Below are 26,431 nucleotides of genomic sequence, written 5' to 3' on the forward strand. Positions count from 1 at the left end.
GGTGCCGCCGATCCCTAAGCTGGACCGCAATCGCGGCGATCAGGGGAGCGACGATGCGCACGACGGTCTGGCTGGGTCTGGCCCTGGCACTCGCCGGCAACGCCGGCGCGAACGAAGTCACGATCAAGAACGATTCCCTCACCGACTTCGGCGGCGCCGCGATCATCTGGGGCTTCGTCAGCGGGGAGATGGCCGGCTCGTGGCTGACCAGCCCGTGCGACGGCAACCTCGTCGCGGTGCAGATCTTCTGGCGTTCGCCGAGCGGCACGAGCGCCGACGTGATCGGCAGTGCGATCCACATCTATCGCAGCGGCACATTCCCCAATCCCGGCATCGAGGCGCAGACAGTCGGCGGGCCGGTCCTGCAGGACAACGCGCTCAACGAGTGGCGCTACCTCGACGAGAACAACTCGATTCCACTGGTCGTGCCGGTCACGATGAACGAAACGGTGGTGGTGGCGCTCGAGTTCGCCGATCCCCCGGTGGCCGGGACGGATCCCAGCGTCGTGCGCGACACCGACGGCAACACCCCCGGACACAATACGATCTATGCGGACATCGGTTCGTCGTTCGTATGGTTCGACAGTGCGACGCTGGGGGTCACCGGCGACTGGGTCATCCGCGCCGTCGTCAATTGCACGACCGTCTCCACCGATGCGGACGTCTCGGTCAGCATGAGCGCGACGCCGGACGCGTATACCGCGGGCAGCGCGCTGCAATACACGATCGTCGTCGCCAACGCGGGGCCCGCGTCCTCGCCGAACACGACCCTCGTCGACACCTTCCCGGCCGCGCTGCAGGCACCCGCCTGGACCTGCACGGGCAGTGGCGGCGCGACCTGCCCCGCGGACAGCAGCGGCCACATCATCGGCCAGGCCGCACTGCCGGCCGGCAGCCATATCACGTTTACCGTCGATGGCACCGTCGCGCCGGGCACGACGGGCACCCTGACCAATTCGATGACCGCGGTCGTCAATGCACCGGCGACCGACCCCGCCGGCACGAACAACACCGCGACCCTCGACCTCGAGGCCGCCGTCAGCGACGTGATCTTCGCCAATGGTTTCGACGGCCCGCCCTTGCTCGTGCGTCCGCTGCCCGCCCGCGCGACGGGCCGGCCACGGCGTTAGCGCGCCGCGCGGCGCGTGAAGGTGATCGTGCCGAGCGGCACTTCCTTGCCGCTCCTGGGGCCGATCGCGGTCATCGTCAGCACGCGCGTGCCGCCGCGGAACTCCTCGGTCATGCGGTATTTCGCCGGCGGGTGCGGCTCGGGCTGGCGCAGTTCCGCCGTCCACGTCATCGTCTTCGAAGCGGCATCCCACACGCCTTCGTCGAGCCGGATGTAGTCCGTGTTGCTGTCGACCCAGATGCCGACGTAGCGCTGCTTCCTCGGGTCGTAGCCCCAGGTGCCGTGGCCGCCGTATTTCGCGTCGACCTCGAAATCGTTGCGGATCCAGCGCTTGCCGGTCACGAACGTATTGGTCTGCACGCCGGTCGCGCGCGTCGGCTTTTCACCCGGCTTGGCCGGCGGGAATTCGATCACCGCGTCCCAGACGCCCTCTTCGAGCGCGAGCACGTCGAGTTCGGGGGCGCTGGCCGGCGCGGGTTCCGCTGCCCGCGCGCCGGCGGCGGCGAGCATCAAGGTGACAGCAAGGACGATGCGCATGGATTCTCCGACAGCAGCCGCGGATGCGGCGCTCGTCCAGGAGAACGCGATCGGGCGCCGGAACCTATCAGGCCCGCCGCCGGCGCACGATGCATGCGCCGGACGATCGCCGGTCAGACGTTGAAGCGGAAGTGCAGCACGTCGCCTTCCTGCACGACGTACTCCTTGCCCTCGAGGCGCAGGCGGCCCGCATCGCGCGCACCGGCTTCGCCCTTGTACTTGATGTAGTCGTCGTAGGCGATCGTTTCGGCGCGGATGAAGCCGCGTTCGAAGTCCGTGTGGATCACCCCGGCGGCCTGCGGCGCGGTCGCGCCCTTCTTCACCTGCCAGGCGCGCACTTCCTTCTCGCCGGCGGTGAAGTAGGTCTGCAGGCCGAGCAGCTTGTAGCCGGCGCGGATCACGCGGTTGAGGCCGGGCTCGTCGAGGCCGAGGTCCTTGAGGAATTCGTCGCGGTCGGCGTCCTCGAGCTGCGCCATCTCCTCCTCGATCGCGGCGCACACCGGCACGACCTCGGCGCCTTCCGCGGCCGCGCGCTCGCGCACGCGGTCGAGGTGCGGGTTGTTCTCGAATCCGTCCTCGCGCACGTTGGCTATGTACATGAGCGGCTTGAGCGTGAGCAGGAACAGGTCGCGCACGAGCGCGCGTTCCTCCGCATCGAGGCCGAGACTGCGCGCGACGCGGCCTTCGTTGAGGCCGGCGGCGAGCTTCTGCAACACCGGCCGCTTCGCCAGCGCTTCCTTGTCGTTCGCCTTCGCCGCGCGCTCGACGCGGTTGAGCGCCTTGTCGACCGACTCGAGGTCGGCGAGCGCGAGTTCGGTGTCGATCGTCTCGATGTCGGCAATCGGGTCGACCTTGTTGGCGACGTGCACGATGTCCGGGTGCTCGAAGCAGCGCACGACGTGCGCGATCGCGTCGACTTCGCGGATGTGCGCGAGGAACTTGTTGCCGAGCCCTTCGCCCTTCGACGCGCCCGCGACGAGCCCGGCGATGTCGACGAACTCGATCGAGGTCGGGATGATCTTCAGCGGCTTGGCGATGCCGGCGAGCGCGGCGAGGCGCGGATCGGGCACCGGCACGACGCCCACGTTCGGCTCGATCGTGCAGAACGGGAAGTTCGCCGCGGCGATACCCGCCTTGGTCAGCGCGTTGAACAGGGTCGACTTGCCGACGTTCGGCAGGCCGACGATGCCGCATTTGATGCCCATGGACGCGTAATTCCGTGATTGGTGATTCGTGATTGGTGATTCGGACGCATCGGACCTGGAGGGTGCAACCGGCTCGAATCACCAATCACCAATCACGAATCCCTGCCGTTGGTGTGCAACTTCTTCATCGCCGCCTCGAACTCGCCGGCCACCGCGAGCGGCAATACGTCGAGCGAGCGCGCGATCGCGTCGAGCATGAGGTCCTCGTCGACCTTCGACGGCCGGCCCAGTACCCAGCCGCTGACGCGGTCTTTGTGGCCCGGATGGCCGATGCCGATCCTGAGCCGGTGGAACCTGCCATGGCCGATGTGCGCGAACAGGTCGCGCAGGCCGTTCTGGCCACCGTGGCCGCCGTCGAACTTGAGGCGCGCGGTGCCCGGCGGCAGGTCCAGGTCATCGTGCACGACCAGCATCTCGTCGGGCTCGATCTTCCAGTAGCGCAGCGCCGCGCCGACCGATGCGCCGCTCGCATTCATGTAGGTGACCGGCTTGAGCATCCACAACGGCTTGCCGCCGAGTACGATCTTCGCAGTCTCGCCGCGCAGCTTCGATTCCATGCCGAAGCGCGCCGACTCGCGCCCGGCGAGCGCGTCGACGAACCAGAACCCGGCGTTGTGCCGGGTCCTCAGGTGTTCGGCCCCGGGATTGCCGAGGCCGACGATGAGGCGCAGGCCGGCCATGTGGCGGATACGCACGCACGCTGCCCGCGCGGACGCGGGCAGCGAAACGCAGCCTCGTTACTTCTTCTCGTCCTTCTTCGCCGGTGCCTTGGCCGGCGCGGCAGCGGCAGGAGCCGCGGCGGCCTCGCCCTCGGCCGGAGCCGCTTCGATCTCTTCCCTGACTTCCTTGGCGATGACGATCGCGTTGTCGTGTTCCTTGCCCAGGCGCAGCTCGGGGATCTCGACGCCCTTGGGCAGCTTGAGGTCGGACAGGTGCACGATGTCGCCGGTCTTCAGCTCGCCCAGATCGACCTCGATGTATTCCGGCAGGTCCTTCGGCAGGCACGAGACTTCGACTTCGTTGAGCTCGTGCGTGATGACGACGCCCGACGCCTTGCCGGCCGGCGACGATTCCTGGTTCAGGAAGTGCAGCGGCACGCGCAGGCGGATCGCTTCGTTCTCGTTGATGCGCTGGAAGTCGAGGTGCAGCACGATCTGCTTGAACGGATGACGCTGCATGTCGCGCAGCAGCACCTTCTGCACGTCACCGCCGAGGCTGAGGTCGAGGATCGACGAGTAGAACCATTCGTTCTGGCTCGCGTGCCAGACGTCCTTGTGCTGGATCTGGATGCTGACCGGCTTGAGTTCGCCGCCGTAAACGATCGCCGGGACGTAACCAGCGCGACGCAGGCGGCGGCTCGCACCCTTGCCCTCGTCGTTGCGCTTTTCGACGTTGATGATGTGTGTGGTTGCCATTTGTGTGTTGCCTTCTTGCAATGATGCCGCCCTGCGGCGGCGATGGCCTCTCCCGCGACCAGGAGAGGGTGAAAAAGCGGGGAATGGGGAATGGGGAATGGTAAAAGCAGGTTCGCGTCGCCTATTCCCTATTCCCTATTCCCTATTCCCTATTCCCTATTCCCTATTCCCCATTCCCGCTCTAATCCACATACAACGAACTCACCGATTCGCCGTAGGCGATGCGGCGGATCGTCTCCGCGAGCAGTTCCGCGACCGACAGCTGGCGGATGCGGTTGCAACCGCGCGCCGCGTCCGACAGCGGGATCGTGTCGGTGACGACGAGTTCGTCGAGCGCGGAGCCCTCGATGTTCCTGATCGCCGGTCCCGACAGCACCGGGTGCGTGCAGTAGGCGACGACCTTGCGCGCGCCGTTCTTCTTCAGCGCCGCCGCCGCCGCGCACAAGGTGCCCGCGGTGTCGACGATGTCGTCGACGAGTACGCAGACCTTGTCCTTGACCTCGCCGATGATGTTCATGACGGTCGCCTCGTTCGCCCGCGGACGACGCTTGTCGATGATCGCGAGGTCGGCGTCGTCGAGGCGTTTGGCCAGCGCGCGCGCGCGCACCACGCCGCCGACGTCGGGCGACACCACGATCAGGTTGTCCGCCGCGTAGTAGCGCCAGATGTCGGCGAGCAGCACCGGCGAGGCGTACACATTGTCGAGCGGGATGTCGAAGAAGCCCTGGATCTGGTCCGCGTGCAGGTCGACCGTCAGCACGCGGTCGGTGCCGACCACGCCGATCATCTGCGCCGCGACCTTCGCCGTGATCGGCACGCGTGCCGAGCGGGGCCGGCGATCCTGGCGCGCATAGCCGAGGTACGGGATCACCGCGGTCACGCTCGCCGCCGAGGCGCGCTTGAGCGCGTCGACGAGGGCGAGCAGTTCCATGAAATTGTCCGCGCTCGGCGCACAGGTCGGCTGCACGACGAACACGTCCTGCTTGCGCACGTTCTCCTCGATCTCGACCTGCACCTCGCCGTCGCTGAACCGGCCGACGAGCGCCTTGCCGAGCGGCACGTTGAGCTCGGCGCAGATGGAGGTCGCGAGCGCGCGATTGGCATTGCCGGCGAAGACCAGCAGGCCGGACGTATCCATGTTGGGATCCACGAGTCTGCTCCGCTGCGCCATGCCGGCGGACACCATGCTCGCCGGACCCTGCATTCCTTCAACCGAACCCGCGCGCGCACGCGCCACGCGGAGTGGCTGGGGCGGCAGGATTCGAACCTGCGAATGCCGGGATCAAAACCCGGTGCCTTACCGCTTGGCGACGCCCCACCATGAGCCAACTGGCATCCCGCCCTTCTGCACGAAAACCGTCGCAGCCAGGCCGCGCCGGGTTTCCACGCCGCGTCGCTCCGCGACGCGCGGCGGTGCGTCCTGCACGCCGAAAGGCCGATCTCAGGTGCCCCGCCCGTCCCAGCCGCGGCGCTGCGCGAGCAGTGGCGATTCCACCACGCCTTGCGCAGGCCACGCCCGCATTCCCGGCGGGCATTCCCTCGCGATCGCTTCCGCGGCTTCGCGCGACGGCGTGGCGACGAACACGCAACCACCGCTGCCGCTCAAGCGCGCCCTTCCGTGGCGCGCCAGCCAATCCAGCGCGGACGCGACCGCGGCATGGCGTTCGCGCACGACCGGCTCGAACACGTTGACCGTGGTGGCGCCCGAAAGAAAGAGCGGGATTGTCAGATGTGCGGCATCCCGTGTCAATTCAGGCGCCTGGAACAGCGCGGCGGTCGGCACGCTCACGCCGGGGTCGACGACGACGTACCAGCTGGGCGGCAGGTCGATCGGAACGAGGCGCTCGCCGACGCCTTCCGCCCAGGCGCTTCGACCCCGCACGAACACCGGCACGTCCGCACCGAGGCCAAGGCCGAGCGCGGCGAGACGGTCCTCGCCGAGCCCGCAACCCCAGAGCGCGTCGAGCCCGACCAGGGTGCTCGCCGCGTCGGAACTGCCGCCACCGAGCCCGCCCCCCATGGGAATGCGCTTGTCGACGGCGATGTCCGCGCCCAGCCGTGTGCCGGTCGCGTCCTGCAACGCACGCGCCGCGCGCACCACGAGGTCCTGCTCCACCGGCACCCCGGGCAGCGGGGCGACGCGGCGGATTTCGCCGTCGCCGCGCAAGCGCAGGCGCACCGTGTCGCCGCGGTCGAGCAGTTGGAACACGGTCTCCAGCAGGTGGTAGCCGTCGGCGCGGCGGCCGACGATGTGGAGGAACAGGTTCAGCTTCGCCGGCGCCGGCCATTCGCTCCAGCCGGCTGCGGCGGCCGCTGGCGCCGTCATGGCAGGGACCAGTCGCGAATCGCGAGGCGCACCTTGTAGTCACCGCGGCTCGCGAACACCTTGCTCGGCAGTGGCGGATCGTGCGTGGTGTCCCAGGCGAGGTAACGGACCTTCCAGCCGTCCTGCTCGATCTGCGCGGGCAGGCCGTCAGCGCGGAATTCGATGCGCGCCTCGCCGGGGGTACGCAGGCCACGCGCCCAGTACGGCAATTGGGCCAGGGGCACCTTCCAGCCGAGTTCGCGCTCGAGCAGCGCCGTCGCGTCGTCGCCCTCCACCGCGTGCTCACGCAGGCCTTCGAGCACGGCGTGGCCGCGCCCGCCGCTGAGCACCCAGGTCTTGCCGGTGACCGGCGCATGCACGCTGAAGCGGAAATCCTCGCCCCGCTGGCGCCACTCGAGCGAACCGCTGCCGCTGTCGCGCGCGTCGGCGACGCCGAGGCGGCCGTGCAGTGTCCAGCCGGGGGACATCGCGAGCGCAGTCTCGCGCGCGGCCTGGCGCGCGAGCGCGTCGGCATCGGCGGGCGGCGGTCGCACGCGCGGACCGGCGCACGCGGCGAGGACGAGCAAGCCGCACAGTAGCGCGAGGCGCCGCAGGACCGGCGCGCTCATTGCGTCATGCGCCGGATCGTTTCGAGCAGAGCCTTGTTCTTCGCGTCCTTCTTGCGCCCTTCGTCCCAGATGCGCCGTGCCTCGTCGTGCTGGCCCTGCGCCCACAGCACTTCGCCGAGGTGCGCGGCGATGTCCGCGTCGGGCTGCTTGGCGTAGGCGCGACGCAGTTCCTGCACCGACGCATCGAGCTGGCCGAGCCGGTAGCGCACCCAGCCGAGGCTGTCGATGATCGCCGGCTCCTCCGGCTTGAGCTTGAGCGCGCGCTCGATGAGCTCCAGCGCCTCGCGCTGGCGCGGATCGCTCGCGGAGCTGCGGTCGGCGAGCGTGTAGCCGAGTGCGTTGAGCGCCTCGGCGTCGTCGGGCCGCAGCTCGATGACGCGGCGCAGGTCGCGCTCGCCTGCAGCGAGGTCGCCCTCGTCCACCGCGAGCAGGGCGCGTGCGTAGAGCAGGCGGGCATCGTCCGGCAGGTTGGCGAGCGCGCGGTCGTAGACGGCCAGCGCATCCTTCTGGCGCTGCCGTCGCACGAGCAGCTCCGCCTCCGCGAGCCAGGCCGTACGCTGCTGCTCGCTGTCGCCCGCAGCCATTTCGACGAGCCGGTGCAACTGGTCGAGCGCCTTCGGCAGGCGGTCGAGCTGGTCGAGCACGAGCGCGACCCGCATCTGCGCATCGAAGCCGTGCTCGTCCTCGAGCGGCACCTCCCGGTACCAGCCGAGCGCCGCCTCGAGCTTGCCCGTCAATTCGGCGATCTGGCCGAGCAGGTAGAGCCGCTTGGGCGTGCGCTCCGTCTTGTCGGATTCGACCTCGCGGTAGAGCGCGGTCAACGCGGCCTTGTCGACGGCGCGCGCGGCATAGGCTGCGCGTGCCGCGTAGGTCGTGTCGTCCTGCGGCCCCGCCACGAGTGCGCGCGCGGCGGCGGCGTTGTCGCCGCTGTCGGCGAGCAGCGCGGCGTAGCCGCTGCGCAGGCGCAGGCTTTGCGGTTCGCGTTCGAGGCCCTCGGCATAGATCCTTCGCGCCATTGCCTTGTCGCCACCGTCGATCGCGAGGCGCGCGCTCCAGGCGTAGGCGTCGACGCCGTGGAAACGCGCGACCGCCGCATCGACGATGCGGCGCGCGAGCGCCTTGTCACCGAGCTTGTATGCGAGCTGGCTGAGCGCGACCTGGTTCGATTCGCTGGCCACCGCCGCCGCCGATCCCAGCAGGCCATCGAGCAGCGACAGAGCCGCGGGCTTGTCGTCGGCGTTCAGCAACAGCTGCGCGACCAGGCGCCACGACGCGTCGCCACCGCGCATCGCCAGCGCGGACAGTTCGCTGCGTGCGGCGTCCATGCGCTTCTCGCCGAGGGCGATCCACGCGCGCGCCTGTACGACGCCGGCGTCGCCGGGGGCGAGTTGCTGCCAGCGTGCGAGCGCGCGCGTCGCGAGCGGCCAGTCCTTCTGCGACAGCGAGAGGCGGGTCGCTTCCTCCGACAGCGCCGGATCATCCGACAGCAGTGCCGCATCGGCGAACCCGCGCGCCGCCGCGGCGAGGTCGTTGTCCTGCAATGCGAACTGCGCCGTCAGCAGTTTCAGCATGAGGTCGTGCTCGGGAGCGACCGGCGCCACCGACCCAGTCGCGGGCAGGGGTGCGACAGCATGCCGCGGCGGCGGCGCCGCGCACGCCGCGAGCCCGGCGCACAGCATGAAAGGAAGCGCCGCGCGCAGCGCGGGAAGTCGATCGATGGACATCGTGAATCGCATGCAAAGCCTTGTCTTGCTTGATATCGCGGTAACGCGCCCGCACAATTCGCGGCGCGCCAACGCGGCGCAGGCCGCACCGGGTTAGCTTAGCCGATCCTGGCGCCTCGTTCGGGACGCAGACGACCCTTTCCGAGGCGGAAACCGCGAACCCTTCGACCCTTCCACCATGGCGCTGATTGCCCTCGGACTCAACCACCTGACCGCGCCGGTCGCCCTGCGCGAACGCGTCGCCTTCCCGCCGGAAGCGACCGCAGGCGCCCTGGCCGGACTCGCGGCGGAACCGGGCGTGCGCGAAGCGGCGATCCTGTCCACCTGCAATCGCACCGAGCTCTATTGCACGGTCGAACCCGGTGCCGAGCACGTACCGGCCGGCTGGCTGCACCGCCACCGTGAGTTGACCAGCGCTCGCGTGGACGAGTTCCTTTACCGGCACCATGACGCGGACGCGGTGCGCCACCTGTTCCGCGTCGCGACCGGGCTCGAGTCGATGGTGCTCGGCGAACCGCAGATCCTCGGCCAGGTCAAGGACGCGTATGCGTATGCGCGCGACGCGCACACGCTCAAGGCACCGCTCGAGCGCCTGTTCCAGAACACCTTCGCGGTCGCCAAGCGCGTGCGCTCGGACACGCGCATCGGCGCGAACCCGGTATCGGTCGCGTTCACCGCCGTGCGCCTCGCCGAACGCGTGTTCGCCGACCTCGGCGAGGCCTGCGTGCTGCTGATCGGCGCGGGCGAGACGGTCGAGCTCGCCGCGCGCCACCTCGTCGAAGCCAAGGCGCGTCGCCTGATCGTCGCCAATCGCACGCTCGACAACGCGCAGGCACTCGCGACGCGCTTCGGCGGCTACGCGATCTCGCTGTCGGACATCGAGAAGCATCTGGCCGAAGCCGACGTCGTGATCGCTTCGACCGCGAGCCGCGAACCGGTGCTGCTGCGCGACCAGGTCGCCGCGGCGATCGCGGCGCGCAAGCGCAAGCCGATGTTCATCGTCGACATCGCCGTGCCGCGCGACGTCGAGCCGAGCACGGCCGAGATCGAGGACGTGTACCTCTACACGATCGACGACCTGCGCGAGATCATCGACGACAACCTGCGTTCGCGGCGCGAGGCCGCGCGCGAGGCCGAGGCGATGATCGAACTGTCGGTCGAGCACTTCATGGGCTGGTGGCGCGCGCTCGACGCGCGCAATCCCGTCGTCGACCTGCGCCGCGTCGCCGAAGCGAACCGCGACGAAACGCTGGCGAAGGCACAGGCGCTGCTCGCGCGCGGCAAGTCCCCCGAGGAAGCACTCGCGTTCCTCGCCAACACGTTGACGAACAAGCTGCTGCACGCGCCGAGCGCGAATCTGCGCGCGGCCGCGCTGCGCGGCGACGACGAGCTGCTGCGCGCGGCGGAACGGCTGTTCGACACCGCCCCCGCAGCGTCGGCCGAGCGCGAACGTTAGCTTCGCGCGCCACAGGCGGCCCCCGCCGCCGCTTCCCGCTCACGCGCCATCCGCCCGCCGGGTTGCCGCGCCACCCCCACCGAACCGCCAGGCCCCATGCAAGCCAGCATCCGCCGCAAGCTCGAACAACTCGTCGAGCGCCACGAAGAACTCGAACACCTGCTCGCGAGCGCCGAGGTGCTCGGCGACGCCAGGCGCCTGCGCGAGGTCTCGCGCGAACATGCGCAGCTCACCCCGCTCGCCGACGCGCTGCGCGCGTACGACGAGAACGCGAGCGCGCTCGAATCGGCGCAGGCGATGCTGCGCGACCCGGACCTCAAGGGCCTCGCCGGCGAAGAGATCGAGCTGCTGCATGCCGAACGCGCCCGCCTCGAGGATGAACTCAACCGCCTGCTCATCCCCGGGGATCCGCGCGACGAAGGCAACCTGTTCCTCGAAATCCGCGCCGGCACCGGCGGCGACGAGGCAGCCATCTTCGCCGGCGACCTCCTGCGCATGTACCTGCGCTACGCCGAGCGCCGCCGCTGGAACGTGGAAATACTGTCGGCGAGCGACGGCGAGCACGGCGGCTACAAGGAGGTGATCGCGCGCGTCGAAGGCCACGGCGCGTACTCGCGCCTGAAGTACGAGTCCGGCACGCATCGCGTGCAACGCGTTCCGGAAACCGAATCGCAGGGGCGCATCCACACCTCGGCGGTGACCGTCGCGATCCTGCCCGAACTCGACGAAGTCGACGAGATCGAACTCAAGGACGCCGACCTCAAGATCGACACGTTCCGCGCCTCGGGCGCGGGCGGCCAGCACGTCAACAAGACGGACTCGGCGATCCGCATCACCCACCTGCCGAGCGGCATCGTCGTCGAGTGCCAGGACGAGCGCAGCCAGCACAAGAACCGCGCGCGCGCGCTGTCGCTGCTGAAGGCGCGCCTGCTCGACGACGCGCAGTCGAAGCAGGCCGCGGCGCAGGCCGAATCACGCCGCCTGCAGGTCGGCTCGGGCGACCGCAGCCAGCGCATCCGCACCTACAACTATCCGCAAGGGCGCGTGACCGACCACCGCGTGAACCTCACGCTGTACCGCCTGCCGGAAATCGTCGCGGGCGACCTCGACGAACTCGTCGACACGCTCACGCGCGAGGACCAGGCCGACCAGTTGCAGATGCTGACCGCCGCGGGCTGAGTCAGAGCACGCTGCCGATCACATCGCTGTCGAGCCGTGCGACCGGATCGAGGGCGACGGCGTCGCTGCTGCCCTTGGCGCGGTGCGCAGATTCTTCCATTCGCAGTCCCGCGGGTTCAGGCCATTGAGCCGGAAGCACAGCGGTATCGCGGCTTTCCCTGCGAGCGGGTCGAGGCCACCGGCAGGATGCCACCACGCGACGATCGCCTTCATATGCCCGTTCCAGCCGGAATCACAGTGCGTGTCCGATCACGTCGCTGAGCAGCTTCGCCGCAGGCTGTAGCGCGTACGCGCTGCCATCACCGACGCGAGTGCGCGTGCCTGCCGGCGTCCATGTGCAGTCGAAATCGGGCGCGTGCAGGCCACGCGTAACCGTGAAACAGATCGGCACCATGACGCTCGAAGCGACGCCATGGCCACCGACGCGCTCGGGCACGACGGTCCAGCGCTTGACTGCGTTCACCGTCGCCCGCTCGAGCGACGGCAGCGAATTGATGCCCTCCTCGCGTTGCGGCTCGACCGAGACGATGCGGCCGTCGCCGTCGTACTCGGCCTTCACCACGACCCGCGCGACGAGCCCGATGCGCACCGCATCGCGCGGGATGCGCGGCGGTGCCATCTTGCCGGGCTTGAAATCGATCGTGCCGCCGACGCGGGGCGTCGTCGACATGCGCGACGTAGTTGCCGTCGGGGGCCGCATGGAAGGTGACGTCGAGGGTGAGCGTCGTTTCGGTCGGCGCGGGTTCGCCCGCGACACGGCCGGGCTCGAACTCCCACCGCCGGATCGCCTGTTCGAGCGGCACGCGGATGGCCGGGTCCAGTTCCCGATCGCCGTCGAGGCTGGCGACACGCCCGGCCGCGTCGAGCGACAACCGCCACGAACGCGTGAGGTGCAGCGGCTTGCCGGTTTCCTCGGCGCAAGCCTGCCCACCCAGGAGGGCAAGCAGCAGGATGGGAATCGATCGACGCATGGAAGCCCCTCCTTGTGCACAATGCGCCCAACGTATCGCACACCCGGCGCGGCGTCAAAAGCGCTCGAAACTAGCGACCGCCCAGCATCCTCGCTGCAATCGCCCCGTACAGCGCGGGCAAGCGCTCGAGTTCGTCGAGCGCGACGTGTTCGTCGACCTTGTGGATGCTCGCATTGCACACACCCAGTTCGACCACTTCCGCGCCGAGCGGCGCGATGAAGCGGCCATCCGAGGTACCACCACCCGTGCTGAGTTCGGGTTCGGCGCCGCACGACTCGCGGATCGCCGCGAGCGCGGCCGCGCGCAGCGGCCCGGCCGGCGTCGCGAAGGGTTCGCCCGAGAGCCACCAGTCGAGCGTGCCCGCGCCGGCGCCGAGGTCGACGCCGTGGCGGCGCAGGATCGCTTCGGTGCGCTCGCGCAGTGCCTGCGCGGTACTCGCTGTGCCGAAGCGGAAGTTGAACACCGCGTGCAGTTCGCCCGGGATCACGTTGTCGGCACCGGTGCCCGCGTCGAGGTTGGACAGCTGGAACGAGGTCGGCGGAAACGCGTCGTTGCCTTCGTCCCAGCGTTCCGCGACGAGTGCGGCCAGGGCGGGCGCGAACGCATGGATCGGATTGTTCGCCTTTTCCGGATAGGCGACATGTCCCTGCACGCCGCGCACGGTGAGCCGCCCGGTCAGCGAGCCGCGTCGGCCGATGCGCACGAGGTCGCCGAGGCGCTGCTTCGACGATGGTTCGCCGACGACGCAGGCATCGATGCGTTGGCCGCGGCGGCGGAACTCGTCGGCGACGCGGCGCACGCCGTCGATCGACGCGCCCTCCTCGTCGGACGTCACGAGCAGCGCGATGGTGCCGGCATGCTGCGGCTGCGCGCGCACGAATTCCTCGAGCGCGACGACCATCGCCGCGACGCCGGACTTCATGTCGGCCGCGCCGCGTCCGTACAGGCGATCGTCCCGCACGACGGGTTCGAACGGCGGCGATGTCCAGTTCGCGGCCGGTCCGCTCGGCACGACGTCGGTATGTCCGAGGAAGACGAGCACGGGCGCGCCGTCGCCGTGCGTCGCCCACAGGTTGTCGACGTCGCCGTAGCGCAGGTGCTCGATCGCGAAGCCGGCGCGGCCGAGGCGCTCGCCGATCAAGGCCTGGCAACCGGCGTCGTCGGGCGTCACCGATGCGCGGCGCATCAGCTCGCAGGTGAGTTCGAACACCGGCGACGGCATCGTCACGCTTCCGCGAGGAAGAGGCGCTTGAACAGCGCGTCGCTGAATCCCTGGTACACGCTGCCGTCATCCATGACGATGAGCGGGCGGCGGATCAGCGCCGGATATTCCCTGATGAGCAGCGTCCATTCGGCGGCGCTCCCCGGCGACTTGCGCGCCTCGGGCAACGCGCGCCACGTCGTCGACGCGCGATTGACGAACTTCTCCCATCCGCCGAGCGCAGGCGCCCACTCCTTCAGCAATGCGGCCGGAATCGGCTGCGCACGGTAGTCGACGAACTCGTAAGGCTCCTTGAAGCGGTCCAGCCAGTTGCGTGCCTTCTTGCACGTGTCGCATTTGTCGAGGCCGTAGATGCGGGTGGTCATGGCGAGGTCTTTGGGCTGTGGCTGTGGGCTGGAGCGTAACGCGGCGCGACCGCATTTTCCGGGGGAGCAACTGTGCCGGAATGCGCGACATGGAGCACGCGAAGCGGCGGAGTCGAAGCGCCCCTCGAGGACGACGGCCCTTCGACTCCAGTCCGCGGCCTGCGTCCGGGGCGAACGGATGAGGTATGTCCCTCCCCCACACGCCAGACTACGCGCGCAGCAGTTCGTTGATGCCGGTCTTCGCCCGCGTCCGTGCATCGACCTTCTTGACGATGACGGCAGCGTACAGGCTGTGGCTGCCGTCCGCCGCGGGCAACGTGCCGGCGACGACGACGCTGCCCGCGGGCACGCGCCCGTACGAGACCTCACCGGTCGCGCGGTCGTAGATCTTCGTCGACTGGCCGAGGAACACCCCCATGCCGATCACGCTGCCGCGCTCGACGACGACGCCCTCGACAACTTCCGAACGCGCGCCGATGAAGCAGTCGTCCTCGATGATGGTCGGATTCGCCTGCAGCGGCTCGAGCACGCCGCCGATGCCGACGCCGCCGGACAGATGCACGCGCGCGCCGATCTGCGCGCACGAGCCGACGGTCGCCCAGGTGTCGACCATCGTGCCGGCGCCGACATGGGCTCCGATGTTGACGTAGCTCGGCATGAGCACGGCGTCCTTCGCGACGTGCGCGCCGCGGCGCACGAGCGCGCCGGGCACGACGCGCGCGCCCGCGGCCTGGAACGCGGCTTCATCCGCGCCGGCGAAACGCAGCGGCACCTTGTCGAACGCGGCCATCGGACCGCCGTCCATGACGCGGTTCGCGTTGATGCGGAAATACAGCAGCACGGCCTTCTTGAGCCATTGATGCACGTGCCAGCCGCGGCCGTCGGGTTCGGCCACGCGCGCGCGGCCCGCCTCGAGGTCGTCGAGCACCTCTTCGAGCGCGGGACGCAGCGCGGCCATGTCGGCGTCGGTGAGTGCAGTGCGACGCTCCCAGGCGTCGTCGATCCGGGCTTGCTGGGAAGGCATGGGTCTACTCTCGAATGGTCAGGGCGAATCGGCGCCGAGTCGTTCCAGCAGGCGCGCGCGCAGTCGCTGGCGCGCCGCCTCGGTGAGCACGGCGTCGGTCTCGTCGGTCAGGACGAAGAAGTCTTCCACACGCTCGCCGAATGTCGCAATGCGCGCGTCGTGCACGCGCACGCGTGCCTCGCGCAGTGCCTGCGCGACTTCGGCGAGCAGGCCGGGACGGTCGCTGCAGACGAGCGCGAGCTGGGTCGCACCCTCGACGTCGGCGAACTCGACCTGCGGCATGCGCTGGAAGTGGCGCAGCCGGCGCGGCAGGGTGCGACGCGCGACGCGCGTGACCAGCTCGCGCGCCTCCAGCACGCGCCGCAGCGCCGTCTCGAGTTCGCGCGCACGCGCCGGCGCGAGTGCATTGCCGGACCGCTCGTCGAGCAACTGGAACGTGTCGAACACCCGCCCGCCGGCGCCGACGAGCAGGCGCGCGTCGACGACCCCGAGGCCCTGGCGATCGAGCGTCGCGGCGATCGCGGCGAACAGGCCGTCGCGATCGGGCGCGCAGACGAACAATTCGCTGCCGCCGCGCGCCGACTGGGGATTGACCGCGACGACCACGCCGTCCGGCCCGGCCGCGGCGATCGCGCGCGCCTGGCGCGCGAGCTGCGCCGGCCGGTGGCGCAGGAAGCTCGATTGCGGGAACGCATCGAGCCAGCGTTCGGCCTCGGCGGGACCGGCACCGCCCTCGACGAGCAGCTCGCGCGTGCGCGCGCGACAGTCGGCAGCGCGCTCGCCGGCATTCGAGGGCCGGCCGAGGTCCGCGCGCAGCACGTAGCGCGCCGCCATGTGCAGGTCGGCGAGCAGGCGCGCCTTCCATTCGTTCCACAGCTTCGGATTGGTGCCGGCGATGTCGGCGATCGTGAGCAGGTAGAGGTGATCGAGATGCTCGCGGTCGCCGACTTGCACCGCGAAACGATGCACGACGTCGGGGTCGGTGATGTCCTGGCGCTGCGCGGTCACGCTCATGAGCAGGTGCCAGCGCACGAGCCAGGCAACAAGGTCGACGTCGGGCTCGGGCAGGCCCAGGCGCGCGCAGAACGCGCGCGCTTCCACCTCGCCCAGCTCGGAATGGTCGCCACCGCGACCCTTGGCGATGTCATGGAACAGCGCCGCGAGCAGCAGCAGTTCGGGCTTGTCGAGCGAGGCGAAGACCTCGGCGGCGAGCGGCATCGCCGCCGCGCCTTCGGGGTCCGCGTAGCGCGCGATGTTGCGCAGCACGCGCAACGTGTGTTCGTCGACCGTGTAGACGTGGAACAGGTCGTACTGCATGCGGCCGACCACGCGGCGGAACGTGGGCAGGATCGCCGCCAGCACGCCGTGGCGGTTCATGCCCGCGAGCGCCTCGACCGCCCGCGCACCGCGACGCAGCAGCGCGAGGAAGGCGGCGAGGACGTGCGCATCGGCGGCGAAGCCGTCACCGTAGTGGGCGAGCGCCTGCTGCAGGCGGCGCATCGTCTCGGCCGAGAGACCACGCAGCTCGGGATGGTCGAGCGGCACGACGAACACGTCGACCATCGCGCGCGGCCGGCGCAGGAACAGGTCCGGGTCGCGCAGTTCGATGCGCGGACCGAGCGCGATGAAGTCGCGGTCGAGTTCGCGCGGCGGGCCTGCCGCCGGCTCGAGCGATTCGGTGCATCGTTCGAGGAACTGCACGCCGAGCCGTTCGGCGATCGTCGCGGCGCGATAATAGGCCTGCATGAACTGCTCGACCGCGAGGTTGGTCGCGTGTTCGTCCCGGTAGCCGAACTCGCCCGCGAGCCGGCGCTGGTAGTCGAACAGCAGGCGTTCCTCGGGCCGGCCGGCGGCGAGGTGCAGCGCGTAGCGGTAGCGCCACAGCGTCGCCTGCGCGCGTTCGAGCGCGGCGCATTCGGTGCGGTCGAGCAGACCGCGCCCGGCCATCGCCTCGAAGTCGCCCGCGCCGGCGACCCGCCGCCCGAGCCAGCACATGAGATCGAGCGTGCGCAAGCCGCCCGGCCCGTCCTTGAGGTTGGGTTCGAGGTTGTAGGCGGTGTCGTCGTAGCGCGCGTGGCGCGCGCTCTGCTCGGCGCGCTTGGCGGCGAGGAATTGCCCGGGCGGCCACAGGGCGGGATCGGCGACGAGCGCGGCGAGGGCGTCGGCCAGGCCCTGCTCGCCCGCGAGCAGGCGGGCATCCATGAGCGACGTGTAGACGCTCACATCCGCGGCGGCGAGCGCGCGGCAATCGGCGGGCGTGCGCACCGCATGCCCGGGTTTGAGGCCGATGTCCCACAGGCAGGCGAAGAACGCTTCGAGCGCGCGCGCCTGGCGTGCGAGCGCATCCATGCCACCAAGCACGAGCAGGTCGACGTCGGACTGCGGAAACAGCACGCCGCGCCCGAACCCGCCGACCGCCAGCAGCGCGCACTCGCCCGCTTCGCCCACGCACGATCGCCAGGCGTGCACGACGATCGCGCCGACCGCACCTGCACGCAGTTGCACGAGCGCGGCGACGTCGGCGCCTGCATGGAAGGCGTGGGCGAGCGCGCGCTCGTTGTCGCCGAGGACCTGGCGCAGCGCGAGGCGCGCTTGCGCCGATACGCCGCTGCGTGGCAGTGCCGCGGGAAGCCGCGGCAGGTCGGGCAGGCGCGCGTCGATCGCGTCGCGCGCGTCCATCGGACTAGGCGGCGCTCGGCCAGGCCGTGAGGATCTCGTAGCCGTCGTCGGTCACGGCGATCGTGTGCTCCCACTGCGCGGACAGCGAATGGTCCTTGGTGACGACGGTCCAGCCGTCCGGCAGCAGGCGGGTGTGCGGCTTGCCGGCATTGATCATCGGCTCGACCGTGAAGGTCATGCCCTTCTGCAACTTGAGGCCTGCGCCCGGCTGGCCGTAGTGCAGCACCTGCGGGTCCTCGTGGTAGATCCGGCCGATGCCGTGGCCGCAATATTCGCGCACGACCGAGAACCCCTGCGCCTCCGCATGCTTCTGTATTGCATGGCCGATGTCGCCCAACGTGGCGCCAGGGCGCACCTGGGCGATGCCGCGCAGCATCGCCTCGAGCGTGGTGTCGACGAGGCGCTTGGCGAGCACCGACGGCGTGCCGACGCAGTACATGCGGCTCGTGTCACCGTGCCAGCCGTCCTTGATGACGGTCACGTCGATGTTCACGATGTCGCCGTCCTTGAGCACCTTGCCCGGATGCGGGATGCCGTGGCAGATGACGTGGTTGACCGAAGTGCAGAGCGTCTTCGGGAAGCCCTTGTAGCCGACGTTGGCCGGCACCGCCTTCTGCTTGTGCACGATGTGCTCGTAGGCGAGCTGGTCGAGTTCCTCGGTGCTGACCCCGGGCTTGACGTGCGGCACGAGCATTTCCAGCACTTCGGCGGCGAGCCGGCCGGCGACGCGCATGTTTTCGATCTGCTCGGGGGTCTTGACGGTGACGGGCATGGTATCCGGGTAGTTGACTGGCGTGGACGCGCGGAGCGGGCTATAATTCTATGGTTTCACCAGCCGACTTTCGTAAGTCGTTGGCGGTGAAACGAAAATATGCGGCCGACCGGGCAATCCGCAAGGCCGCTACGGCAATCGTGCCGAATCCGCACACGTATCGTCACCGCGTTCGGGGTGCTCCGCAAGGAGTCGCACGCGGCGGGTACGTGGAGGTCCAACCCCGGAATTGGTTCGCGAGTCCGCTCGCGAGGGCCGGCACGTTCGCGTGCAGGCTGCTCGTGGCGAAACGCGCCCCGGTTCCCTTCTTCGCAAGGAATACCTGCAATGCCTCAAGTCACGATGCGCCAGATGCTCGAAGCCGGCGTGCATTTCGGCCACCAGACCCGTTACTGGAACCCGCGCATGGCGCCGTACATCTTCGGCGCGCGCGGCAAGATCCACATCATCAACCTCGAGAAGACGCTGCCGCTGTTCAGCGACGCGATGAACTTCATCTCGGCGATCGCGCAGAAGCGCGGCACGATCCTGTTCGTCGGCACCAAGCGCTCGGCGCGCGAGGCGGTCAAGGAAGAAGCGGCGCGCTGCGGCATGCCGTACATCTCGCAGCGCTGGCTCGGCGGCATGCTGACCAACTTCCGCACGGTCAAGCAGTCGGTCGCGCGCCTGAAGGAACTCGAGACGATGGCGACCGACGGCAGCTACGAGCGCCTGGTCAAGCATGAAGTGCTCGGCCTCGTGCGCGAGCGCGAGAAGCTCGAGAAGTCGCTCGGCGGCATCAAGGACATGAATCGCCTGCCCGACGCGCTGTTCGTGATCGACATCGGCCACGAGGACATCGCGATCAAGGAAGCCAAGAAGCTCGGCATCCCGGTCATCGCGGTGGTCGACACCAACTACGACCCGGCCCTCGTCGACTACGCGATCCCCGGCAACGACGACGCGATCCGCGCCGTGCAGCTGTACGCCAGCGCCGCGGCCGACGCCGTGCTCGAGGGCAAGGCTGCCGCCCCGGCGATCGTCGCCAGCGAGAAGGACGACTTCGTCGAACTCGACGCCGACGGCAACCCGATCGCCAAGAAGGACGCGCGCGAGCGCGACGACCGCCGTCGTCCGTCGGGTCCGCGCAAGCCGGGCGGCGACAAGCGTCCGCCGGCCGGCCGCCGCGGCGCCGCGCCGCGTGGGGGCAAGGGCGAAGCCCCGGCCGCCGAGTAAGCCGCATCCGGGCCGCGTCCGCGCGGCCCGGTTCCGGATGCGTCGCGACGCGCCTGCAGGGCGCGCGACCGACGTACGGGCCCGCCCCGGGCCCCGCATTGCGGGCATCCACTGATTTGCCGCGCGCGCCTGCGCGCGGCGATCGCAGTTTCAACGGGCGGCGCGATCACGCGCCGCCGCAGCAGCCATCGAGGACACCATGGAAATCACCGCTACCCTGGTCAAGGACCTGCGCGAGCGCACCGGCGCCGGCATGATGGAGTGCAAGAAGGCACTCACCGAAAACAAGGGCGACATCGACGCCGCGGCCGAATGGCTGCGCAAGCAGGGTCTCGCCAAGGCCGACAAGAAGGCCAGCCGCGTCGCCGCCGAAGGCCGCATCGCGATGGCGCAGGACGGCGGCAAGGCCGTGCTGGTCGAGATCAACTCCGAGACCGACTTCGTCGCCAAGGACGAGAACTTCCTGAAATTCGCCGACGCGGTCGCCAAGGCCGCGCTCGCCTCCGGCGCGAAGGACGTCGAAGTGCTCAAGGCAGTCAAGCTGCCGAGCGGCGAGACCGTCGAGGAAGCGCGCGCGGCGGTCATCGCCAAGGTCGGCGAAAACGTGCAGGTGCGCCGCCTCGTCGCGTCCGATTCGGCCAACAACGTCGCGGCCTACGTGCACGGCGGCCGCATCGGCGTGCTGGTCGAGGTCAAGGGCGGCGATGCCGACTTCGCGCGCGGCGTCGCGATGCACGTCGCGGCGATGAACCCGCCGTACAACAAGGCGGCCGACGTGCCGGCCGATTTCCTCGCCAAGGAGAAGGAAATCGAACTGGCGAAGATGAGCGAGAAGGACAAGGCCAAGCCGGCCGAGATCCTCGAGAAGATCATCGGCGGCAAGGTCGCCAAGATCGTCAACGAGGTCACGCTGTACGGCCAGCCCTACGTGCTGAACACCGACCAGACGGTCGAGGCCGCGGCGAAGGCCGCCGGCGCCGACGTCGTCGCGTTCCAGCGCATCGCGGTCGGCGAAGGCATCGAGAAGGTGGTCGAGGACTACGCCGCCGAAGTCGCCAAGGCGATGCAGGTCTGAGGACCTCGCGCCATCGGGATCGGAACGAGGCCGCGGTTTTCCGCGGCCTTTTTCTTTGCGTGGGCACCGCCCGTCTCCGACGCGCGCGCCCGGCACCGATGCGCCGAGGCGAACGGTGGCCGCGCCGCGCCGAGACGCGCCTGCACGGCGCCGAATCATCCTATGATCCCCGGATGGGTCCGAGCCGCCGCCGCCAGCCGCATCGATGATGAACCGCCAGCGCCAGTTCTGGTTGCTGCAAACCGGGGCGTGGACCGCCTATGGGCTCGAGAGCTTCCTGTCCGAGATCGGCTACGGCCGGCCGCTCGACATGTGGCGGCTCAACGCCTACGACGCGCTGTGCGGATTCCTGCTCACGCTCGGCATCCGTGCCGTGCTCAAGGCGACTTGGACGCACGCGCCCGCCCAGCGCGTGCGCTGGGGCATCGGCGCGCTCGTCGTCGCCTCGATCGTCGGCGGCTACCTCTGGTGGATCGCCGTGTCGAACATGTGCGCCGAGTGCAAGCCGCCGAAGAGCTGGCTCGGCTACCTCTCCTATTTCTTCGGCTGGCTGCAACTGCTCGTGGCGTGGACCGGTGCCTACGTCGGCATCAAGCTCGCGCGCCAGCTGCAGCACGAGAAGGAGACCGCGCTGCAGGCGACGGCAATGGCGCACCAGGCGCAGCTGCGCATGCTGCGCTACCAGCTCAATCCGCATTTCCTGTTCAACACGCTCAACGCGATCTCCACGCTCGTGCTCGACGGCCGCGCCGAGCAGGCGAACGGCATGGTCGGAGCGCTGTCCGGCTTCTTGCGCTATTCGCTCGACAGCGATCCCGAGCAGAAGGTGTCGCTGGACCAGGAGATCGGTTCGATCCAGCGCTACCTCGCGATCGAGCAGGTGCGCTTCGGCGACCGCCTCAAGGTCGGCATCCTCGTCACGCCGCCGGCCGGCGAGGCGCTCGTGCCGAGCCTGATCCTGCAGCCGATGATCGAGAACGCTGTCAAGTACGGCATTTCCAAGCGCGAGGAAGGCGGTCGCATCGAGATCATCGCGCGCGTCGTCGACGAGGGCGTGCTCGACATCGTGCTGCGCGACAACGGCCCCGGCAGCCTCAGCTATCGCCCCGAGCGCGCCGACGGCCAGGGCGTCGGCATCACCAATACGCGCGAACGCCTGCGCGTGCTGTACGGCGACCGCCAGCACTTCGAGATCGTGCGCCTGCAGCCGCAGGGCACGGAAGTGCGACTCCAGTTCCCGTTCGAAACCGCCAGCGAAAACCGCAACCGATGAGCATCCGCACCCTGATCGTCGACGACGAACCCCTCGCCCGCCGCGGCATCGCGCTGCGCCTCGCGCGCCACCCCGACATCGAGGTCGTCGGCGAGGCCGCCAACGGGCGCGAGGCGTTCTTCGCGATTTCCGAACACCTGCCGACCCTGATGTTCCTCGACGTGCAGATGCCGGGCGTCGACGGCTTCGAGCTGCTGCGCGCGGTCCCGCTCGCGCAGCTGCCGCTGACGGTGTTCGTGACCGCCTACGACCAGTACGCGCTGCAGGCGTTCGAGGCCAACGCGATCGACTACCTGCTCAAGCCGATTGAGGACGCGCGCCTCGACGCCGCGGTCGAACGCGTGCGCCGGGCGCTCGCCGCGCGCGACGCGGATGACCACTGCGCGCGCCTGCTGCGCCTGCTCGGCAACGTCTCGGGCAAGCCCGATCTCACTCTCGACGAAGCGCTCGTCGATGCCGACCGCCTGGCGCAGCCGGTCGAGGAGCGCCTCGCGATCCGCGACGCCGGCCGCATCCTGCGCGTGCCGGTCGAGGAGATCCTGTGGATCGATGCGGCTGGCGACTACATGTGCGTGCACACCGGCAAGGACACCCACGTGTTGCGCGCGACGATGCGCGAACTCGAAAGCCGCCTCGACCCGCGCCGCTTCCAGCGCATCCACCGCTCGACGATCGTCAACGTCGGCCGCGTCAAGGAACTGCGCGCGCACCTCAACGGCGAGTATTTCCTCATCCTCGACTCCGGCCAGCAGCTCAAGCTGTCGCGCAGTTACAAGGACAAGGTGCGGTTGTTGCATTGATTGAGGGCGACGACGGCGGGAGTCGCTGCCGGGCGGCTCGACCCGCCCCGCGGGTGTAGGGCTGAGGGGCCGGGGCCGAAGAGCGCGGAGCGCAGGTGCCGGCCGCAAACGCCATGCCTCGAAGGCGAAGGCAACGCTGGCCGCGCCGACAACCTGCTTTTCAGCCCCGGGCCCTCAGCCCGGGGTACTCGAACGAAAGCCGTCACGCCTCGTCGCCCCGTACGCACGGTTCGCCGAAGCCGACGCAACCTTCGTTACTCCTGGCGCATCCATTGCGCACGACGACGGCGCACGCTGGCGTCGAGCCGGGAGCCCGCCATGCGCCTGATCCAAGCATCGATCCGCAATCCCATCGCGGTCTGCGTCGCCGTCCTGCTCGTCTGCCTGTTCGGCGGCATGAGCCTCGTCAAGCTGCCGCTGCAGCTGTTCCCGGACATCGACCGGCCGAACATCACGATCTTCACGAACTGGCGCGCGGCCTCGCCCGAGGAAGTCGAGGCGCAGCTGCTCGAACCCGAGGAACAGGTCCTGCAGGGCCTCGCCGGCGTCGAGCAGATCGAAGGCAATGCGAACACCGGCGGCGCGTTCATCAACCTCGAATTCGCGATCGGCACCGACATGCGCTCCGCGCTCGTCGACGTGATCGGCCGCATGAACCGCATGCGCCCGCTGCCGCAGGACGCCGATCGCCCGGTGATCCAGCTCGGCGGCGGCGGCAACGACTCGAACAGCTCGCTGTCCTGGTTCTTCGTGCAGCTACTGCCCGGCACGCCGGGGCCGATCGAGAACTACCGCCGCTACATCGAGGACGTGATCCGGCCGCGCATCGAGGCCGTGCCCGGCGTCGCCTCGGTCAACGTCAACGCCGGCCCGCCCGACGACGTGCGCATCACGGTCGATCTCGCCAAGGCCGCCGCGATGGGCATCGCGATCCCCGACATCGCGCAGAAGGCGGCGAGTGCCAACGATGTCTCGGGCGGCCAGGTCGAAGTCGGGCGACGCCAGTATCAGTTGCGCTTCACCGGGCGCTACAAACCGGAGGACCTCGGTGACCTCGTGCTGGCCTGGCGCGATGGCAGGCCGATCAAGCTCGGCGACGTCGCGACGATCGAGCGCAAGCCGCCCGAGCAGCAGTTCTTCGTCTACCAGAACGGCAATCCGGCGATCGGCCTGCAGGTACTGCGCGCACCGGGCGCGAACGTGCTCGGCACGCTCGAACAGGTCAAGAAGGTCGTCGCGGAACTGCGTGACGGGCCGCTCAAGTCGCGCGGCCTCGGCATCGAGCAGAGCTTCGACTCGGCGCTGTTCATCCACCGCGCCGTGAACCTGCTCACCGAGAACCTCATCGTCGGCGCGCTGCTCGCGCTGCTGTGCGTGTGGTGGTTCATGCGCGACTGGCGCGCGACCATCCTGATCGCGAGCGCGATCCCGATCTGCCTGCTCGCGACGTTCGGCGCGCTCGACCTCGGCGGCCGCAGCCTCAACGTGATCTCGCTCGCCGGCCTCGCGTTCGCGGTGGGCATGGTGGTCGAGGGCGCGATCGTCGTTTCGGGCAACATCATCCGGCTCAAGGAAGCCGGCATGACGCCGCTCGAGGCCGCACGCGAAGGCACGGCGCAGGTCGTGCCCGCGCTCGTTGCCTCGACGATCACGACGATCGCGGTGTTCCTGCCGGTGCTGTTCCTGCGTGATGTCGAAGGGCAGATCTTCGCCGACCTCGCGCTGACGATCTCGATCGCGGTTGCGTTGTCGATCGTCGTCGCGATCACCGTGCTGCCCGCCGCGGCCGGCGCGCTCAAGGCGAAGAAGCTCAAGTCCGGCTACGGCGACGGCTGGCCCGCGCTGACCGAACGCATCCTGCGCTGGACCGACACGCGGGCCAAGCAGCTCGGCTGGGTCTTCGGCCTGCTCGTGCTGCCGCTCGCCGCGAGCTGGTATTTCCTGCCCAAGCTCGATTACCTGCCACCGGTGAAGCGCGCGGCGATCGACGCGTTCTTCAGCTTCCCGCCCGGCATGAGTCCGGAGAAGGTCAACGACGAGATCGGCGGGACGCTGATCGAGCGCCTCACGCCGTACATGAAGGGCGAGAAGCAGCCGGCGCTGAAGAACTACTACATCTGGCTGTGGCCGGGCGGCGGCACGATCGGCGCGCGCGTCGTGGACGAGACGCGCATCGGCGAGCTCGAGCGGATCATGCGCGAGGAGATCACTGTCGGCTTCCCGGACACGCGTGCGTTCGCCACCGAAGGCGAGCTGTTCGGCGGCGTCGGCGGCTCGGCGCGCTCGGTCGCGATCCATCTGCAGAGCGACGACGCGGAGACGCTCAACCGCGTCGCCGAGGACGGCCGCAAGCTGCTCGAGCAGAAGTTCCCCGGTGCGAACGTGCAGGCGAACCCGGCGACCGACCAGACGACGCTCGAACTGCATGCGATCCCCGACGACCGGCGCATCGCCGAAGCGGGCTGGGATCGCGCCTCGCTCGGCACGATCGTGCGCGCGCTCGGCGACGGCGCCTGGCTCGGCGAGTACTTCGACGGCCAGACGCGCCTGCCGATCATCCTGCGCGCGGACCGCCGCGAGACACCCGAGTCGCTCGCCGAAGCACCGCTGGTGACGCCGACGGGCCAGGTCATCCCGCTCGGCGACGTGATCCGGCTCGAAACCGCGCTCGGCCCGAACCAGATTCGCCGCCTCGACCATCGCCGCACGGTGACCCTGACGATGGATCCGCCGCAGACGCTCTCGCTCGAGGACGCACTGAAGACGATCCAGCAGGACGTCGTGCCGGCGCTGCGCGCGAAACTGCCCGCCGACGCGAACATCCGCCTCGCCGGCAGCGCGGACCGCCTCGAGGCGACCGTGTCGACGATGGCGAAGAACTTCGTGCTCGCCCTGCTCGTGCTGTTCCTGCTGATGGCGGCGATGTTCCGCTCGGTGCGCGATGCGCTCGTCGTCGTGCTGACCGTGCCGGTCGCGCTGGTCGGCGGCGTGCTCGGCCTGCGCGTGCTCGGCTTCGTCGCGTTCCAGCCACTCGACCTGCTGACGATGATCGGCTTCATCATGATGGTCGGCGTGATCGTCAACCACGCGATCCTGCTCGTCGACCGCACGCGCGATGCCCAGGACCATGGCCACACGCTCGAGGAATCGATCCGCCTCGCGCTCAACCAGCGCCTGCGCGCGATCCTCGCGAGCACGCTGACCGGTGCGCTCGGCGCACTGCCGATGGCGATCAATCCCGGCCCCGGCAGCGTGATCTATCGCGGCCTCGCCGCGGTGAATGTCGGCGGCGTCGTCGTCGCGATGGTGTTCTCGCTGCTGCTGTTGCCGAGCCTCATGCGCCTGACCACGCGCGAGCGCAAGGCCGATGTGCAGGCGGGGCCGACCCCGTCGGGCGAGCAGCACCCCGCCGTCGCGCGCGCGGCATGAATCCGACGGAATCCACTCGCAATCGCA

At 69.5% G+C, this 26,431-nt stretch carries 22 protein-coding genes and 1 tRNA gene; 8 read left to right on the forward strand and 15 right to left on the reverse strand.

Going from position 1 to position 26,431, the window contains the following annotated elements; translation table 11 throughout:
• The first annotated feature begins 53 nt into the window (after nt 1-53).
• Nucleotides 54-1,130, forward strand: coding sequence for a DUF11 domain-containing protein (locus EV148_RS06085; RefSeq protein ID WP_131995022.1), 1,077 nt, complete (start codon nt 54-56; stop codon nt 1,128-1,130).
• Here EV148_RS06085 and EV148_RS06090 read toward each other — a convergent pair.
• The 9 genes from EV148_RS06090 to EV148_RS06130 form a co-directional block, all read right to left on the reverse strand.
• Nucleotides 1,127-1,666 carry a DUF1579 family protein gene (locus EV148_RS06090; protein WP_131995025.1) on the reverse strand — a complete coding sequence of 180 codons (540 nt, stop codon included), beginning with the start codon at nt 1,664-1,666 and terminating at the stop codon, nt 1,127-1,129. The genes EV148_RS06085 and EV148_RS06090 overlap by 4 nt on opposite strands.
• A gap of 113 nt (nt 1,667-1,779) precedes the next feature.
• Nucleotides 1,780-2,871: a redox-regulated ATPase YchF gene (gene ychF, locus EV148_RS06095; protein ID WP_131995028.1), complete on the reverse strand. Its 1,092-nt coding sequence runs from the start codon at nt 2,869-2,871 to the stop codon at nt 1,780-1,782.
• A 92-nt stretch (nt 2,872-2,963) separates the two neighbouring features.
• Complete coding sequence (pth, locus tag EV148_RS06100) at nt 2,964-3,551, reverse strand: aminoacyl-tRNA hydrolase (RefSeq protein ID WP_131995523.1); 588 nt, start codon at nt 3,549-3,551, stop codon at nt 2,964-2,966.
• Nucleotides 3,552-3,608: 57 nt separating this feature from the next.
• On the reverse strand, nt 3,609-4,286 hold the full coding sequence (locus tag EV148_RS06105) for a 50S ribosomal protein L25/general stress protein Ctc (protein ID WP_131995031.1): 678 nt from the start codon (nt 4,284-4,286) through the stop codon (nt 3,609-3,611).
• Nucleotides 4,287-4,467: 181 nt separating this feature from the next.
• Entirely contained in the window at nt 4,468-5,424 is a 957-nt protein-coding gene (locus tag EV148_RS06110; protein ID WP_131995034.1) for a ribose-phosphate diphosphokinase, read from the reverse strand.
• A 105-nt stretch (nt 5,425-5,529) separates the two neighbouring features.
• Nucleotides 5,530-5,604 (reverse strand) — tRNA-Gln (locus tag EV148_RS06115).
• A 123-nt stretch (nt 5,605-5,727) separates the two neighbouring features.
• Entirely contained in the window at nt 5,728-6,612 is an 885-nt protein-coding gene (gene ispE, locus EV148_RS06120; protein WP_131995037.1) for a 4-(cytidine 5'-diphospho)-2-C-methyl-D-erythritol kinase, read from the reverse strand.
• On the reverse strand, nt 6,609-7,220 hold the full coding sequence (gene lolB, locus EV148_RS06125; RefSeq protein WP_131995040.1) for a lipoprotein insertase outer membrane protein LolB: 612 nt from the start codon (nt 7,218-7,220) through the stop codon (nt 6,609-6,611). The genes ispE and lolB overlap by 4 nt, the downstream gene beginning before the upstream one ends.
• Nucleotides 7,217-8,791, reverse strand: a complete 1,575-nt coding sequence (locus EV148_RS06130; protein WP_158287344.1) for a tetratricopeptide repeat protein — start codon at nt 8,789-8,791, stop codon at nt 7,217-7,219. The genes lolB and EV148_RS06130 overlap by 4 nt, the downstream gene beginning before the upstream one ends.
• A 331-nt stretch (nt 8,792-9,122) precedes the next feature.
• Between EV148_RS06130 and hemA the strand changes: the two genes are divergently transcribed.
• Together hemA and prfA are read left to right on the forward strand one after the other, a co-directional pair.
• Entirely contained in the window at nt 9,123-10,400 is a 1,278-nt protein-coding gene (gene hemA, locus EV148_RS06135; RefSeq protein WP_131995046.1) for a glutamyl-tRNA reductase, read from the forward strand.
• A gap of 96 nt (nt 10,401-10,496) precedes the next feature.
• The gene (prfA, locus tag EV148_RS06140) at nt 10,497-11,579 is read left to right on the forward strand and encodes a peptide chain release factor 1 (RefSeq protein ID WP_131995049.1); all 1,083 of its coding nucleotides are present in this window, start codon (nt 10,497-10,499) and stop codon (nt 11,577-11,579) included.
• 232 nt (nt 11,580-11,811) lie between these two features.
• Here the strand turns inward: prfA and EV148_RS06145 are convergent, their stop codons facing one another.
• From EV148_RS06145 to map, 6 genes are all read right to left on the reverse strand, one after another.
• Nucleotides 11,812-12,249: an energy transducer TonB gene (locus EV148_RS06145; RefSeq protein ID WP_158287345.1), complete on the reverse strand. Its 438-nt coding sequence runs from the start codon at nt 12,247-12,249 to the stop codon at nt 11,812-11,814.
• Between the two features lie 371 nt (nt 12,250-12,620).
• Nucleotides 12,621-13,772 (reverse strand): succinyl-diaminopimelate desuccinylase, encoded by a 1,152-nt coding sequence (dapE, locus tag EV148_RS06150; protein WP_131995055.1) that lies wholly within the window; start codon nt 13,770-13,772, stop codon nt 12,621-12,623.
• A 2-nt stretch (nt 13,773-13,774) separates the two neighbouring features.
• Nucleotides 13,775-14,137: a Spx/MgsR family RNA polymerase-binding regulatory protein gene (locus tag EV148_RS06155; protein WP_131995058.1), complete on the reverse strand. Its 363-nt coding sequence runs from the start codon at nt 14,135-14,137 to the stop codon at nt 13,775-13,777.
• Between the two features lie 208 nt (nt 14,138-14,345).
• Complete coding sequence (gene dapD, locus EV148_RS06160; protein WP_131995061.1) at nt 14,346-15,161, reverse strand: 2,3,4,5-tetrahydropyridine-2,6-dicarboxylate N-succinyltransferase; 816 nt, start codon at nt 15,159-15,161, stop codon at nt 14,346-14,348.
• Nucleotides 15,162-15,179: 18 nt separating this feature from the next.
• On the reverse strand, nt 15,180-17,840 hold the full coding sequence (glnD, locus tag EV148_RS06165; RefSeq protein WP_131995064.1) for a [protein-PII] uridylyltransferase: 2,661 nt from the start codon (nt 17,838-17,840) through the stop codon (nt 15,180-15,182).
• A 4-nt stretch (nt 17,841-17,844) separates the two neighbouring features.
• Nucleotides 17,845-18,612 (reverse strand): type I methionyl aminopeptidase, encoded by a 768-nt coding sequence (gene map, locus EV148_RS06170; protein ID WP_131995067.1) that lies wholly within the window; start codon nt 18,610-18,612, stop codon nt 17,845-17,847.
• A 327-nt stretch (nt 18,613-18,939) separates the two neighbouring features.
• On the opposite strand from map, the gene rpsB reads away from it, so the two are divergent.
• The 5 genes from rpsB to EV148_RS06195 all read left to right on the forward strand — a co-directional run bounded on the left by rpsB (nt 18,940) and on the right by EV148_RS06195 (nt 26,404).
• The gene (gene rpsB / locus EV148_RS06175; RefSeq protein WP_131995070.1) at nt 18,940-19,827 is read left to right on the forward strand and encodes a 30S ribosomal protein S2; all 888 of its coding nucleotides are present in this window, start codon (nt 18,940-18,942) and stop codon (nt 19,825-19,827) included.
• A gap of 199 nt (nt 19,828-20,026) precedes the next feature.
• Entirely contained in the window at nt 20,027-20,902 is an 876-nt protein-coding gene (gene tsf, locus EV148_RS06180) for a translation elongation factor Ts (RefSeq protein WP_131995073.1), read from the forward strand.
• Nucleotides 20,903-21,110: 208 nt separating this feature from the next.
• Nucleotides 21,111-22,175: a sensor histidine kinase gene (locus EV148_RS06185; protein WP_131995076.1), complete on the forward strand. Its 1,065-nt coding sequence runs from the start codon at nt 21,111-21,113 to the stop codon at nt 22,173-22,175.
• Nucleotides 22,172-22,975 carry a LytR/AlgR family response regulator transcription factor gene (locus EV148_RS06190; protein ID WP_131995079.1) on the forward strand — a complete coding sequence of 268 codons (804 nt, stop codon included), beginning with the start codon at nt 22,172-22,174 and terminating at the stop codon, nt 22,973-22,975. Before EV148_RS06185 ends, EV148_RS06190 begins: the two co-directional genes overlap by 4 nt.
• Before the next feature lie 318 nt (nt 22,976-23,293).
• Nucleotides 23,294-26,404, forward strand: coding sequence for an efflux RND transporter permease subunit (locus EV148_RS06195; protein WP_131995084.1), 3,111 nt, complete (start codon nt 23,294-23,296; stop codon nt 26,402-26,404).
• Nucleotides 26,405-26,431: the final 27 nt, after the last annotated feature.

Origin of the sequence: Dokdonella fugitiva (assembly GCF_004342425.1) — a bacterium.
Classification (GTDB): domain Bacteria; phylum Pseudomonadota; class Gammaproteobacteria; order Xanthomonadales; family Rhodanobacteraceae; genus Dokdonella_A; species Dokdonella_A fugitiva.